The organism is Tahibacter sp. (assembly GCF_035481375.1).
GTDB lineage: Bacteria > Pseudomonadota > Gammaproteobacteria > Xanthomonadales > Rhodanobacteraceae > Tahibacter.
The window spans coordinates 1-13,630 of sequence record NZ_DATIGT010000034.1 but is presented as its reverse complement, the minus strand read 5'-3'; the positions used below and the strand labels follow the sequence as shown (position 1 = coordinate 13,630).

General features: G+C 66.6%; 11 protein-coding genes. 4 read left to right on the top strand and 7 right to left on the bottom strand.

Annotation, left to right across the window (positions count from 1 at the left end; genetic code table 11):
* A complete protein-coding gene (locus VLF18_RS02415; RefSeq protein ID WP_325278024.1) occupies positions 1 to 1,119 on the bottom strand; it encodes a GGDEF domain-containing protein in 1,119 nt (372 codons plus the stop codon).
* Positions 1,120 to 1,357: 238 nt separating this feature from the next.
* Here VLF18_RS02415 and metF point away from each other — a divergent pair, with 238 nt between their 5' ends.
* The 4 genes from metF to VLF18_RS02395 all read left to right on the top strand — a co-directional run bounded on the left by metF (position 1,358) and on the right by VLF18_RS02395 (position 5,681).
* Positions 1,358 to 2,212, top strand: a complete 855-nt coding sequence (metF, locus tag VLF18_RS02410; RefSeq protein ID WP_325278023.1) for a methylenetetrahydrofolate reductase [NAD(P)H] — start codon at positions 1,358 to 1,360, stop codon at positions 2,210 to 2,212.
* 267 nt (positions 2,213 to 2,479) lie between these two features.
* Entirely contained in the window at positions 2,480 to 3,730 is a 1,251-nt protein-coding gene (locus VLF18_RS02405) for a M12 family metallo-peptidase (RefSeq protein ID WP_414717175.1), read from the top strand.
* A gap of 297 nt (positions 3,731 to 4,027) precedes the next feature.
* Positions 4,028 to 5,269, top strand: a complete 1,242-nt coding sequence (locus VLF18_RS02400; protein WP_325278021.1) for a M12 family metallo-peptidase — start codon at positions 4,028 to 4,030, stop codon at positions 5,267 to 5,269.
* A gap of 115 nt (positions 5,270 to 5,384) precedes the next feature.
* The gene (locus VLF18_RS02395; RefSeq protein WP_325278020.1) at positions 5,385 to 5,681 is read left to right on the top strand and encodes a DUF6916 family protein; all 297 of its coding nucleotides are present in this window, start codon (positions 5,385 to 5,387) and stop codon (positions 5,679 to 5,681) included.
* Between the two features lie 23 nt (positions 5,682 to 5,704).
* Here the strand turns inward: VLF18_RS02395 and VLF18_RS02390 are convergent, their stop codons facing one another.
* From VLF18_RS02390 to VLF18_RS02365, 6 genes are all read right to left on the bottom strand, one after another.
* Positions 5,705 to 6,226, bottom strand: coding sequence for a GNAT family N-acetyltransferase (locus VLF18_RS02390; protein WP_325278019.1), 522 nt, complete (start codon positions 6,224 to 6,226; stop codon positions 5,705 to 5,707).
* Complete coding sequence (locus VLF18_RS02385; protein WP_325278018.1) at positions 6,223 to 6,840, bottom strand: hypothetical protein; 618 nt, start codon at positions 6,838 to 6,840, stop codon at positions 6,223 to 6,225. The genes VLF18_RS02390 and VLF18_RS02385 overlap by 4 nt, the downstream gene beginning before the upstream one ends.
* 187 nt (positions 6,841 to 7,027) lie before the next feature.
* Entirely contained in the window at positions 7,028 to 7,555 is a 528-nt protein-coding gene (locus VLF18_RS02380; RefSeq protein ID WP_325278017.1) for a phage tail protein, read from the bottom strand.
* A 12-nt stretch (positions 7,556 to 7,567) separates the two neighbouring features.
* Positions 7,568 to 8,074, bottom strand: a complete 507-nt coding sequence (locus VLF18_RS02375; protein WP_325278016.1) for a phage tail protein — start codon at positions 8,072 to 8,074, stop codon at positions 7,568 to 7,570.
* Positions 8,075 to 8,087: 13 nt separating this feature from the next.
* A complete protein-coding gene (locus tag VLF18_RS02370; RefSeq protein WP_325278015.1) occupies positions 8,088 to 8,597 on the bottom strand; it encodes a phage tail protein in 510 nt (169 codons plus the stop codon).
* Positions 8,598 to 8,754: 157 nt separating this feature from the next.
* Positions 8,755 to 13,630 (bottom strand): beta strand repeat-containing protein (locus VLF18_RS02365; protein WP_325278014.1); only part of this gene is annotated, 4,876 nt, incomplete at its 5' end.

Below are 13,630 nucleotides of genomic sequence, written 5' to 3'. Positions count from 1 at the left end.
CTATCCGCCGACGCGGCAGACGCGATTGCGGCCTTCGGCCTTGGCGCGATACAGCGAGCGGTCGACGGTCACGAGGAAATCGTCGAGGCGCTGGCGCCGCGAGTCGCGCAGCTCGCCGACGCCGATGCTGATCGTCACCGCGCCGCGGCGCGCGTCGGGGGCGAGCGGTGCGGCGGCGATGCGCCGGCACAGCGCCGCCGCCGATGCGGCCGCGGCGTCCTCGCCGACACCGGCGAGCAGCACTGCGAATTCCTCGCCGCCGATGCGCGCGACACGTGCGTCGGCCGGCGCGAAATGCTCGCGCAATTGGCCCGCGAACGCGATGAGCACGGCGTCACCCGCGGCATGGCCGTGGCGGTCGTTGATCTGCTTGAAATGGTCGATGTCGATGAGCAGCAGCGACAGCGGTTCGCCGACGGTCAGCGCGCGCTCGAGGTTGAAGGTGAACTCGCGCCGGTTGTCGAGGCCGGTCAGCGCGTCGGTGCGGCTCTGCTTCTCGTAGAGATCGCGCTGGTGCAGCAGCGCGAGTTCGAGCAGCAGCTGGCGATCGTATTGCTGCCAACTCAAGCGCAGCGACGACAGCAGGTACACGACGAAGACGGTCAGCGAGAACGCGACGCCGCCGAAATCGGGGACGGTCCACGCGATCACGACGACCGGCAACAGCAGCAGCGTCACGCCGCAGAGCGCGTAGTGCCAGCGGGTCGCATACGTGTGAACGAACGCAGCACCGAACGCGACGCTGCAGATCAGTGCGGGCAACCGCGCCTCCTGCATGCGCGAATCGACCAGCGCCCAGGTCGCCGTCGCGCCCCAGAGCGCCGCCGTCACGAGCAGCAAGGTCCACCAGCAGACCAGCAGGCGCACGATCGTGTCCGCATCGGCGGTCTCGCGCCGCGCCAGCGTGATACGCGCGAACATCAGCGCCGCGAACACGATGCCGCCCGCGACCACCAGCGCCGGCTCGCGCCGGTGCAGCCCGCCGCAGACCGCGACCACGAACCAGCCGAGCACGTAGAACACGCCGCCGAGCGCGCCGCGCGCGGCGGTCTCGGCCAGTTCTCGCCGGCGGCGGAACTGCTCGTCGTTCGGATTGCCTTCGACGATCGTGGCGGGCATGGGCGGATTGTGCCCGAGGGGTCGGCACGACACTGTCAACGATGCTGAAGGCGATAGTGCGCGGACAGGAGTGAGGAATGAGCCTGGTCGCGGCCGGCTTCGTATTCGTTCCTCACCCCCGTCCACTCATTTCTCCATGCATCTATCTCTATATCCGGAAGTCGAGATATATTGCGCATCCGCGTGTCCGCCGCCCGGCGTCGCGTGCCTTCCGTTCGTACCGCCGAGGATTTCCGCAATGCCCGCGACCGCTCCGTCCCGCCTGTCGATTCCGGTTTCGCTGGAGTTCTTTCCGCCGAAGACCGACGAGCAGCGCGACACGCTGGAGAAAGCATTGCCCTCGCTCAAGGCGCTGAATCCGGAATACGTGTCGGTGACCTTCGGCGCCGGCGGCTCGACGCTCAGCTATACGCCGGACACGGTCTGCCATCTGCGCGAAGACCATGGCCTCGACGCCGCGCCGCACCTGTCGTGCATGGGCGGCACGCGCAAGGAGATCGGCGGCCTGCTCGAGCTCTACCGCAGCAAGGGCTGCCGCCGCATCGTCGCGCTGCGCGGCGACCTGCCCTCGGGCATGGCGAGCTACGGCGACTTCCGCTACGCGAGCGACCTCGTCGCGTTCATCCGCGAGGAAACCGGCGACTACTTCCATATCGAGGTCGCGGGCTATCCGGAAACGCATCCGCAGGCCGACGACGCCCAGGCCGATCTCGCGCATTTCAAGCGCAAGGTCGAGGCCGGCGCGGACGGTGTGATCACGCAGTATTTCTACAACGCCGACGCGTATTTCCGCTTCGTCGACGATGCGCGCCGACTCGGCATCACGGTGCCGATCGTGCCGGGCATCATGCCGATCACGAACTATTCGCAGCTGCGCCGCTTCTCGGAACTCTGCGGCGCGGAGATTCCGCGCTGGGTCGCGCGCCGCCTGCAGTCCTTCGGCGACGACCACGACGCGATCCGCGAATTCGGCGCCGACGTCGTCACGGCGCTGTGCCGGCGGCTCATCGACGGCGGCGCGCCGTCGCTGCATTTCTATACGCTGAATCGCGCGCGCGCGACGACGACGATCGTCGAGCGGCTCGCGGGCTGACGCGACGCTGTCGGCGCGTTCCGCGAGCGCGCCTGCACTCCGTGACGAGCGCCATTGCGCACGTGAGCCGATCGTCCGGGCTTTCCCGAGTAGCCTGAGATCCGAACATCGCGGCGTATGGGGATGCGCCGCCACCTGATTCGCTGCGACGAGCATCGCGGCGTCCGAAGGGGTTGGGGGGAATCCGGCATCCATCGTCACCCGGTTGGCGCGCGACTCCTTACGCGCCGGATTCGCTTTCGCGCGCTCGTCGTGGGGGAGATCCGAATGAAACGGTGTTTTCTCTGGAGTGTGGCAGGAGCAGGTTTGCTGGCGTCGGGATTGGCGGCAGCGCAGGGACCGCAGTCGTTGTTTTCATCCGCACCCGCGGTCTATCGCGCGGCGCAGGGCGATGCCGCGTTCGACGCGCTCGCCGCCGATCCGGCCTCGGCCGCGATCCGTCTCGTCATGGCCAATGCCGCGGCGGTACAGCTCGACACGCAGGCGCTGACGCTCGATCTCGACATCGCAGGCCCGGTCAAGCTGACCGCGCAGCGCGGCCATGCGTACTACACCGAAGACGGCAGCCTGGTCTGGCAGGGCTCGATCGCCGAGACCGCGACGAAGCGCGAGATGACCCCGGAGGAGATCGCCGAGGACGCGATGAACTCGGTCATGCTCGTGCGCAACGGCGACAAGATCACCGGCAACGTGCGCGTGATGGGGCAGCTCTACAAGATCCGCCCGCTGCACGACGCGCGTCACGCGGTCGTCGAAGTCGACGAGAACGCGATGCCGCTCGATCATCCGCCGGCCGACTACCGCGCGCTGTTCGAACAGGCGGCGCCGCTGCCGACGAGCACGAAGGCGACGGCGGCCAACACCGTGATCCGCGTGCTCGTGAACTACACGGCCAGTGCGGCGAGCGCGTCGGGCGACATCAACGGCCTGATCACTCTCGCGGTTGCCGAATCGAACCAGGGCTACACCAACAGCGGCGTGCAGATCACGCTGCAGCTCGCGGCGAAGTCGCAGGTCACCTACACGCAAACCGGCAGCTTCAGCACGGACCTGTCCCGCTATCGCGGCACGTCCGACGGCTACATGGATTCGATCCACACGCAGCGCAACACGAACACGGCCGACGTCGCGGTGCTGCTGATCAACAACTCCTCGTCCTGCGGACTCGCCTCGGCGATCGGCGCGACGGCGAGCACCGCGTTCGCGGTGGCGCATTGGGACTGCGCGACGGGCTACTACTCGTTCGCGCACGAGATCGGCCATCTGCAGTCGGCGCGCCACGATCCGGCCAACGATCCGACCAACACGCCTTACGCCTACGGCCACGGCTATCAGTCGACCGCCGGCGGCTGGCGCACGATCATGGCCTACGCGTGCTCGACGACGAGCTGCACGCGCATCAACTACTGGTCGAATCCGAACAAGACCTACGGCGGCCGCGCCATGGGCACGACCACCCGCAACGACAACGCCCGCGTACTCAACAACACGCGCGCGACGGTCGCCGGGTTCCGCTGAGATCGTCACCTGCGCATGGGCGGCGCGACGTCGCCCATGTCGCAGTGCACAAATCAACAGTTACATGCGTTCATAATTGAACCGATGCGGCGACGGTCGTCACAGATCCGTGATCTCCGTCGTACGGACGCTTGACCGGGGTCGGCCCGCCGACCAGAGTCGGCATCCGGCGCAGGCATGGGTCTCGCTGCCGCCGCCGTCGAAAACCTGTCTGGCAGGTTCGCCGCAATGCCGCGGCGACCAGGGCCCTGCCGCTAGCGAGACTGCATCCATCCATGCACTAGCGGAGTCCGACTCATGCACAACACGTTCATCGCGCGCGCCTGCGCGCTCGCCGTTGCCGCACTCGCCGCGCCTGCCTTCGCGGCCGATGCCACGCTGTTCCAATCCGCACCGCTGACGCCGCTCGTCACCGACGCCGCCTTCGCTGAAATCGCCAAGGACCCGACGACGGCATCGGCCACGGTCGTGCTCGCGAACGCCGCAGCCCTCGAAGCCGACACCGCGCGCATCGTGCTCGACCTCGACATAGGCGGCCCGGTGCAGATCACCGCGCATCGCAACAACGCCTACCGCAACGACGACGGCACGCTGGTCTGGGAAGGCACGCTCGCGCCGAAACGCCTCGACGGCGCACGCGCGTCGCCGGACGAAGTCGCGAACGATCCGATGAACGCGGTCACGCTCGTGCGCGACGGCAGCTACGTGACCGGCAACATCCGCGTGCACGGGCAGCTCTACGCCGTGCGCCCGCTGTTCGACGGCCGCCATGTCGTCGTGGAAGTCGACGAGTCGAAGATGCCGGCCGATCATGACGAGTCCGACTACCGCCGCCAGTTCGAGGCCGCCGTGAAGTCGATCGCGCCGTCCAAGGCGGTCGCCGCGAACACGGTCGTGCGCGCACTCGTGAACTACACGAGCGCCGCGAACAACGCGACGCCGAGCATGTCGAGCCTTATCAACCTCGCCGTGTCCGAGACCAATCAGGGCTATGCGAACAGTGCCGTCACGATCACGCTGCAGCTCGCCGGCACGGGTCTCGTGAGCTACACCGAGACCGGCAATTTCAGCACCGAGCTGTCGCGCTACCGCGGCACCGGCGACGGCTACATGGATTCGATCCACACGACGCGCAACAACGTCGCCGCCGACGTGGCCGTGCTCATCGTCAACGGCAGCGCCGCCTGCGGCATCGGCTATCTCAACTCGAGCGCGTCGACGGCCTTCAGCGTCGTCGCGCGCACCTGTGCGACGGGCTATTACTCCTTCGCGCACGAGATCGGCCACAACTTCGGCGCGAACCACGATCCGGCCAATGCGAGCGGATCGCCGTATGCCTACGGCCACGGCTATCAGCGTCCGACGAACGGCTGGCGCACGATCATGGCCTATGCGTGTTCGGGCGCGAGCTGCACGCGCATCAACTACTGGTCGAATCCGAACAGGACCTACAACGGCGTCGCGATGGGCACTACGTCGACGCACAACAACGCGCGCGTGCTGAACCAGCGCGCAGCGACGGTCGCGGCGTTCCGCTGAGTGACGGCGAGTCCGTGACGCGCGCGGGGCTCGCAGGAGCCCCGCGCGTTCGCGCCGCCTTGTGAGCGCACGCGGCGAGCCGCTACGCTCAGCGCTCTTCCCGCGGAGCGCACCCATGCTGGACCAGATCAAGGTCGACCAATTCGAGACGCTCGTGGGCACCTCGCTGCGCCTGAGCGGCAACGGCCCCGAATACGCCGATCTCGAGCTCGTGCAGGCCAGGACCCTGGCCAATCCGAGCCCTAGGGCCGAGGCGCCGTTCCTGCTGACTCTGCGCGAGAACGGCGCGAGCCGCGTGATTCCGCAAGGCATCTTTCGCCTGCAGCACCCGACGCTGGGCGATCTCGATCTGTTCATTGTACCGATCGGCCCGGACGGCAAGGGCATGTGCTACGAAATCACGTTCAACTGAGGCCGTCCGACGCATCGGAACGCTCACGCCGGAACGGTGCCGGGTTTCCAGCCGAGGAAGTGATAGACGCCGCGGTCCTCGATCAGCGAGAAACCGAGCCGGCGATACAGCTGCAGCGCCGGATTGTTGGGCTCGACGTGCAAGGTGATGTCGGCAGCGTCTTCGCGCGCGAGCTTCATCAGTCCTTCGATCATCGCGCGGCCGAGCCCCTGCCCGCGCTTGACGTCCACGAGCGCGACATCCATGAGACGGATTTCACGCGCGGACGCAAAGAGGTAGATGCGGCCGATCGGCTGACCGTGCTGACGCACGACGAGGAACTCGGCACCGACGTAGTTCTTGCGGTAGTGGTCGCGCTGCAGCTCGAACTGCTTGTAGAGGAACGCACGCTTCGCGTCGTCGTCCCAGGCCGTCTGCGCCATTTCCTGCCAGCGCGTCGACGCGTAGAGCTCGCAAACGAACGCGGTATCGGCATCCTGCTCCGGGACGAATTCCAGACCGGGACACTGCAGCGGGAGCCGCTGCGCGAACGGGAGTCTGCTCAAGCGGGCTCCACGTCGAAGACGAGATAGTCGGCACTGACGGCGCGACGGTCGCGGCGGCTCAGCGGCCGGTCGTCGTAGCCGCTCCAGACATAGTCGGCCGCGTTGACCTTGCTGCCGTGCAGCAGCACGTAACGGCCCTCGGTGAGCCGGCCCGTGCGACTGTCGCCGAGGATCACGCTGGTCGATGTGCGCACGCTGCGCTGACCGGTGATCGGCGTGACGACGAGACCGCCGAAGGACGCTGCTTCGGCACCGAAGGAAATGGCCTTGCTGCCGCTGACGACGCCGCCGGTCCGCGCGCTGTAGACATGGGCGAGATTGACGCCGCCGCCCTTGTCGGAAAAGAACGCCGATTCGATGTCGACCGGACCGAGCGTGCTCGGCGCGGCCTGCACGACGCCGCGGAACACGATGCGCGCGCGGGTCAGACTCGCCACGGCCTGCGGCCATGCGCTCTGCCAGCCGCCGGTGACTTCGCCGTCGCCGCCGCTGCCGGCCAGCCGCAGCAACGTGAACTGCAGCGTGTTCGCCGCCGCGGCGGTGCCGCTCAGCGCGCCGGCAAAAGGAAGGACGAGCAGCGCCGCTGGCGCGCCGAGAAATTCCCGACGTTTCATAGAAATCCCCTGTGCCGGCATCCCCTGATGCCGAACTGTTACTCACTGTAACGTGCGGCAGTGCAGCGCCCAAAGCGCATGCGTGCGCCGGCGCAGCAGTTTTACCGCTTGTTACAAACGAACGGCCCGCAGAACTGCGGGCCGTTGCGAAAAGACCGACGGGCGGTAGGTCCGTCGGATCGGCGTATCAACCGCGCGGCGGGAACACGCCCTGCAGCGCGATGCAGAACATCAGCGTGAGATACGGCTGCAGGTTGTTGTGCGGCATGCCGCTGCCGGTGATCGACAGCTCCTGGAAGTTCATCTGCACGACCGGCGTCGTGCCGGACGGCGCGTACGCACTGCCGTTGTTCGACGAGGTCAGCACCCGGTCGGGTGCCGGCGAGTTCTCGGTGGCGATGTCCGACGCGACGCGCATGATGTGGTTGTGCGCCGGCATCTCGGATTCGAGCAGTGTGACCGTGGCCGAACCGCCGATCTGGCCCAGGTCGAAGAGCGAACCGCCCGCCGCCTGTCCCGGATGCATCGGAACATTGCCGGCCATGTCGGGCAGCGCGAAGTTGCTCTTGCCGTTGCCGCCATAGGTAGTGCCCAGCAGCGAGAACAGCGCGGTGTTCTGCGACAGCGGCAACAACTGGCCATCGCAGGTCGCCCAACCACGCGGCGCGAAGTTGAACCCGAAGATGCGGATTTCAGCAACAAAAGGATCTGCCATGACTCGCCCCCCTCAGGTCGGACTCGGAAATATGCCGAACAGCGAAATGATGAAATTCACACACAGGTACGGCTGCATGTTCTCGTGCGGCTGACTGCCTCCGGTGCTGGTGATCGTCGTGGCCGGACCGAAATTCTGACTCGAGGCTTCGACGATGTAGGCCTGCAGCGTAGGAGCTTGCGCAAAGACCGCGCCCGTCGGCTGCTGATTCTGCGCCGATGTCGTCGACGCGAGCACCGCGTGATTGTGAACGGGAATCTGCTGCGTCGTCAGCGTGATGGATTCCGCGCCGCCCGTTTCGGCAAGGATGAAACCGTTGCCCTGGTGCAGCGGTACGCGTCCCTGCAGGTTCGGCAGCGCGAAGGTCGACTCGCCGTCGCCGCCGTAGGTCGTTCCGATCAGTTGGAACAGGGTTTCGTTCTCGGAAATCGGCAGGAGCTGGCCGTCGCAGAACATCCAGCCCACGGGCGCGAAGTTGCCGCCGAACATACGGATTTCGCCGACATAAGGTTGTGCCATGGTCGCGTTCTCCTCAGGTCTGGCTCGGGAAGATGCCCTGGAGGGCAATACAGAAGTTCAGGGTCAGGAACGGCATCATGTTCAGATGCGCCTGGCTGCCGCCTGTGTTGGTGAGCGACGAGGGATGCAGCGTCGTCAGCGCCGTCACCGGGTTGTACAGGCTCGAGGAGACCGAGCCGAACATCGACGTCGCATTTGCGATCGAGATGGTCGCGGCCGCCGACGTCGCATTGACGAAATGGTTGTGCTGCGGCAGTTCGCTGATGCTCAGCGTGTGCGCGGGCTCGCCGCCGCGTTCGCCGAGCGTGAAGCCCGAACTGCCGCCGACATAGACCGGCACGCGGCTGCGCAGGTCGGGCAATGCGAAATTCACGCGGCCGTCGCCGCCGTAGGTAGTACCGAGCAGCGAGAACAGGGCTTGGTTCTGGTTGATGGGCATCAGCTGCCCGTTGCACAGCGCCCAACCCTTGGGCGCGAACACAAAACTGAAGATACGGACTTCGGCTAAGAATGGCTCTGCCATGACGCCTCCCCTGGTGGTGCTCTGCGTGGTCGGAATGAATCGACTGCGTACCAGCTGTGCATCGCGTCCGTGCGGTGCGACTCACCGCGCCGGCCTGGCGCAAGGCCAGGCCGGCGGTGGTTTTCTCATTGTTCGCGTTGTATCAGATCGCGCTGTCTCAGAAACACGCCGCGGTACCGGTCTGGTAGTTCGGCGTGACGGCGTTCGAGGTGGCCGACGCCAGACCGTTCGTGTTCGCACCGTTGAGGTAGTTGACGACGTCCGTCGGCGTGCCGGTGCCGCCGACGTTGCGCATGCGGAAGGTCGCGACCGGCGCGCCGGTTTCACCCGGGAAGATGCGAAGACGGATATTGCCGCTCGTGATCGCATCCCAGAAGCCCGGATTCGGCAGGATCGTGTTGCCCTGGATGTCGGCGCACATCTGGCTGCCGTCGGCATCGGAAGTACCCGACTGCATGAAGATGGCGTGGCCGATGCGCACGCCCGGCGTACCGTCGGGCGAGGCAAACTGGTTGTTCGTCACGACCACACCGGTCGTGTCGTTGGCCTGGCCCAGCACCTCCATGCCGCGCTGCGGGACGTGCTGGATCGTGTTGTTGCTGACCGTCATCCGCATCCCGCCGCTATTGCCCTCGTTGGTGATCGACAGGCCGTTGCAGCCGCCGCAGTTGGCGCCCGACGCGACCGTCCCATTGCCGATGGTGTTGTTGGTGAAGTTGCCGATGTACAGGCCGGTCGCGTTCGCCCCCTTGCGGAAGGTGATCGGCGTGGCGCCCGAGGTGACGGTGCCGGTGACCGTGACGGTGTTGTTCGTCACCGTCGCGTTCATGGTCGCCGCGTTGTCGGTCAGGAATTGCATCGCGAGCGAATTGTCGGTGAACGTGTTCGGGTTTCCGGCCGAGCCGATATTGAACGTCATCGCCGCGTTGTCGACGCCCTGTGCGGTAATGGCCGAGCCGAAGCTGCGGCGGAAGATCGAGTTGGTGATCGTGGTCGTCATCGGCTGCGAGGTGCCGTGGCCGGCGACCAGCACGTTCTGGCCCGACGTCGAGATATAGGTGCCGCGGTCGAACGTCACGTTGTTCACCGTCAGCGCCAGCGCCGTCGCCGCATTGCGGTTCTGCACTTCGAACTGGCGATGGAAGTTGCCGGTGAAGCTGGAGTTGGTGACGCTGGCCGTACCGCGCAGGTTGACCAGCTGCACGCCGTCCTCGAAGACCTCGTCGCCGGCGTTCTGCACCGTCACGTCGTCCATGGTCAGGCCATTCACGTCGTTGCCGTTGATGCCCATCTGCGTGCCGCCGGAGACGTCGACGTTCGCGAGCGCGACCGCGCTCGTCGAGAGCATGTGGATCGCGGCGCCGCAGTTCGTGTTCGTGGCATTCAACGCATCGCCGCAGGTGCCTGCGGCATCCTGGTTCGTGCCGTTGAACGAGAAGCCCATGTTCGACAGCGACAGGCTCTTGAGGCCGTTCGTACGGATGCCGTGCTGCGACTTGTTGTTGATCGTGCCGCCGGAATTGGTCGTCGTGCCGACGCCGGTGATCGTCAGACCGCCGTTGGCGGCTGCGGTGCCGGTACCCGACAGCGCGATACCCGCCGTGCCCGTGCCATTGTTGGTGACGGAACGGAACGTCAGTCCGCCGGCGCCGATCTGTGTCGCATTCATGTTGAGCGACGTGCCGGTACCGGTCGTCGTGATCGCGTTGAACCCCGAACCCGGCGGCGTGACCGTCAGCGTGCCGCCGCCGGTCGCGTCGATGCCGTCGCCGCTGGCCGAGGAGATCACCAGACCGCCCGAGAAGTTCACGTTGCCGCTGGTCTGATGGCGCACGCCGTCGCCGAGCGTGGACGTGAGGTTCACCGCGGCGCTGAAGTTCATCGTCGTCGTGCCGTTGCTCGACAGATCGATCGCATTCGCCGCTGCGGAACTCAGCGTGACCGCACCGCTGAAGTTCTGCGTGCCGCTGGTGTTGTTCGACAGGCGGATGCCGGTGCCGGTGTTGTTCTTGTTGATCGTGCCGGCGTAGGTGAACGTCGGCGAGCTCGCATCGATGCGGACCGCTTCGTTGGTCGGATTCGTGATCGCCGAACCGGCGTTCGAGAAGTTGACCGTACCGGCCGAACCCGTCGTGATGTCGATGCCGGCGTCGCCGCCGTTGAGCGTGACGATGCCGGTGGCATTCAACGTGCCGTCCATGTTGTTGAGGTTGATGCCGGTTCCGGCCGTCGCACCGAGCGCACCCGACAGCGAGATCGTGCCACTGGCCTTGTTCTGCACGTCGATGAGCAGACCCGCGTTCGCCTTGTTGATCGTGCCGGCGTAAGTGATGCCGGCCGTGCCGCCACTCACGTTGAACGCCGTGCCCGTCGCACCGGACAGCGCGCCGGTGCCGAGATCGACCGTGCCGTTGACCGTCGTCAGCGAGACGTTGTTCGTGCCGCCGGTCGACGTCAGCGTGCCGATGACGGAACTGGCCGCGAACGTGCCGTTCGTGAGCACGATGCCCTGCCCGTTCGTGTTGATGCGCACGTCGTCAAAGACGGTCAGCGTGCCGAAGCCGCTGCCAGAGATCGCTGCTCCGGTCACGTTGCCGATCTGCACGCCGCGCACGGTGTTGTTGCTGCCGAGCGTGACGCCGTTGCCGGCCACGTTGGTAATGATCGGCGGGGTCTGATCCACGAGCGGACGCGCGATCGAGTACGACGGCGGCGAGATGCCGAGTTCCGCATCAAAGTCATTCACGGTGGCCGCATCGAGCGCGTGACCCGCGAGTTCAACGCCGTTGGCCAGCGTGACGCCCGCAGAGTAGTTGCCCTGGAACACGAAGATCTTGTCGCCCGACGTGGTCGCCGCCGAGGCAGCGGCCAACAGCGTCTGCAGCGGCTGCTGCAGCGTGCCGTCGCGCGTACCGACCACGACCGCGTCGTCATCGACGAAGAAGATCCGCGGACCGGCGACGACCAGCGTCACCGTGACCGGCGTGCTGCAGGCCTGCGGCGTACCGTCGTCGCAGACGGTGAACTGGAACGTGTCGCTGCCGGTGAAGCCGGACGGCGGGTTGTAGGTGAACGCGCCCGTCGTCGCATTGATCGCGAGTTCGCCGCCGTTGACCGACGTGGTCGGAGATGTGCCGATCGCGAAGGTGCTGCTGTCCGGATCGGTGATCGCACCCGGGATCAGCAGGTCGCCGGTCGTGCCGTCGACGATGCCGATCGCGATGTTGGTGTGAACCGGAATGTTCGCGACAGCCGGCGGAACCGGCGGATCGTTGACGCAGGTGACCGTCATCGTGACCGTCGTGCTGCTGCCGCCCGGCGTCAGCGTGTAGGTGAACGTGTCGAGCGTCGTGCCCGGCGGGTTGTTGCAGTAGTTCGCGTTCGGCTGATACGTCAGGCCCGTGCCGCCGCCGGTGATGACGACGGCGCCGTTGGCCGGCTGCGTGACCGACGTGATCGAGACCGGACCGCCGTCCGGATCGGTGTCGTTGGCGAGCACCGGCACTGCGGTCGCCGGGGCGTCTTCGAGCACGGTCGCACTGTCGGCCACGGCGACCGGCGGATCGTCGACGCAGGTGACGGAGACCGTCACGGTGCCGACGCTGCCGCCCGGCGCGATCGTGTAGGTGAACGTGTCGAGCGTCGTGCCCGGCGGCGTGTTGCAGTAGTTCGGATTCGGCGCGTAGCTGACGCCCGTGCCGCCGCCGGTGATGACGACGACACCGTTGGCCGGCTGCGTGACGGAACCGACGCTGATCGGCGAACCGTCCGGATTCGAGTCGTTGCCGAGCACGTTGACCGCATTCGCGCCGGAGTCTTCGACGACGGTCGCCGTGTCGTTGACCGCGACCGGGTTGTCGACGACGCAGGTGACCGTGACGCTGACCGTGGCGGTGCTGCCGCCCGGCGTCAGCGTGTAGGTGAACGTGTCGAGCGTCGTGCCCGGCGGGTTGTTGCAGTAGTTCGGGTTCGGCTGATACGTCAGGCCCGTGCCGCCGCCGGTAATGACGACGACGCCGTTGGCCGGCTGCGTGACCGACGTGATCGAGACCGGGCCGCCGTCCGGATCGGTGTCATTGGTGAGCACCGGAATCGCCGTCGCCGGATCGTCTTCGGTGATGGTGGCGGAATCGTTGACCGCGGTCGGGTTGTCGTCGACACAGGTCACGGTCATCGAAACCGTACCGATGCTGCTGCCCGGGGTCAGCGTGTAGGTGAACGTATCCGGCGTCGTGCCCGGAGGCGCGTTGCAGTAGTTCGGGTTCGGCTGATACGTCAGGCCCGTGCCGCCGCCGGTGATGACGACGACGCCGTTGAGCGGCTGCGTGACCGAGGCGATCGAGATCGGACCGCCGTCGATGTCGGTGTCGTTGGCGAGCACGTTGACCGCGGTCGCGGCCGCGTCTTCGGTGACGGTGGCCGCGTCGTTGACGGCGACCGGTGCATCGTCGAGCGCATTGATCGTGATCGTCAGCGTGACCGGGGCGGAGGTGTCGACACCGCCGTTCGCCGTGCCGCCGTTGTCCTGCAGCGTGACGGTGAACGTCGCAGTGCCGCTCGCATTCGCGGCCGGCGTGAACTGCAGCTGGCCGGCGACCGAAACCGTCGGCAGCGAGGAGAACAGCGCGCCGCCGCTGACGGTTGCGACATTGAAGCCGAACGACTGGCCGGATTCGTCGGCCGGACCGGCCGACAGCGCCGTCGCCCAGGCGATCGATGCCGGGCCGGAGTCTTCGTTGACGCTCGGATCCGCGCCCGGCGTGAAGCTCGGCGCGTCGTTGACCGCGGTGACGTTGATGACGAAGGTCTGCGGCGCGGAGGTGTCGTTGCCGCCATTCGCCGTGCCGCCGTTGTCCTGCGCGACGACCGTGACGGTTGCCATGCCGTTCGCGTTCGCGGCCGGCGTGTAGGTCAGCGTGCCGTTCGCGGCAATCGCCGGGGCGGTGCTGAACAGCGCGGCGTTGGTGTTGTTCGTGATGTTGAACGTGATCGTCTGCGAGCCGTCGTCGCCGTCGGCGATGCCGGTCAGGAAG

Bases quoted from the DNA above. Each gene is read 5' to 3' on its own strand.
- VLF18_RS02380 (WP_325278017.1), bottom strand. From the start codon at position 7,555: ATGGCAGATCCTTTTGTTGCTGAAATCCGCATCTTCGGGTTCAACTTC.
- VLF18_RS02370 (WP_325278015.1), bottom strand. From the start codon at position 8,597: ATGGCAGAGCCATTCTTAGCCGAAGTCCGTATCTTCAGTTTTGTGTTC.
- metF (WP_325278023.1), top strand. From the start codon at position 1,358: ATGCCCGCGACCGCTCCGTCCCGCCTGTCGATTCCGGTTTCGCTGGAG.
- VLF18_RS02415 (WP_325278024.1), bottom strand. From the start codon at position 1,119: ATGCCCGCCACGATCGTCGAAGGCAATCCGAACGACGAGCAGTTCCGC.
- VLF18_RS02395 (WP_325278020.1), top strand. From the start codon at position 5,385: ATGCTGGACCAGATCAAGGTCGACCAATTCGAGACGCTCGTGGGCACC.
- VLF18_RS02405 (WP_414717175.1), top strand. From the start codon at position 2,480: ATGAAACGGTGTTTTCTCTGGAGTGTGGCAGGAGCAGGTTTGCTGGCG.
- VLF18_RS02400 (WP_325278021.1), top strand. From the start codon at position 4,028: ATGCACAACACGTTCATCGCGCGCGCCTGCGCGCTCGCCGTTGCCGCA.
- VLF18_RS02385 (WP_325278018.1), bottom strand. From the start codon at position 6,840: ATGAAACGTCGGGAATTTCTCGGCGCGCCAGCGGCGCTGCTCGTCCTT.
- VLF18_RS02375 (WP_325278016.1), bottom strand. From the start codon at position 8,074: ATGGCACAACCTTATGTCGGCGAAATCCGTATGTTCGGCGGCAACTTC.